Raw genomic sequence first — 541 nt, 5'->3', positions numbered from 1 at the left:
CCATGCGTAGCCATGCCCGCAGCGGCCTCAAGCCCCAGCAGACCTCCGCCGATGACGACAACCTTGTTGCCCGAACCCATGCCCATCATCCGCTGGGTGTCTTCGAGATCGCGATAGGCGATCACACCGTCCAGATCATGACCGGGCAGAGGGATGATGAACGGATTTGACCCTGTCGCAACGATCAGCTTGTCGTAGGGCACATGTCCGTTGACGCCCTCGACCACCTTCATCTCACGGTCGATCTTGGCCACCTGCTCGCCAAAGCGGCAGGAAATGCCGCGTTCGGCATACCAGGTGTCGTCATGGGTGACGATCTCTTCATAGGTTTTCTCGCCCGACAGGACCGGGCTGAGCATGATTCGGTTGTAGTTCCCGCGCGGCTCGGCGTTGAACAGGGTGATGTCGAACGCATCCGGCGCGGCGTCGGTCAGGTGCTCCAGCACCCGGCCCGAGGCCATCCCTGCGCCGATGACAACAAGTCTTTGTTTCATGGTTTCACTCCGCTGCAATCGCCTTGGGGGCGGGTGTGTTGGGCTTG

At 61.0% G+C, this 541-nt stretch carries 1 protein-coding gene; it reads right to left on the bottom strand.

From position 1 onward, the window contains the following. Window positions 1–494, bottom strand: a 494-nt coding sequence (locus tag ACR0E6_RS22960) for an NAD(P)/FAD-dependent oxidoreductase (protein ID WP_480587764.1), incomplete at its 3' end; no start/stop codon positions are given. Window positions 495–541: the final 47 nt, after the last annotated feature.

The organism is Ruegeria sp. AP12, assembly GCF_056540025.1.
Note: the sequence above shows the minus strand (reverse complement) of the source record. Positions and strands in the feature narration are given on the sequence as shown.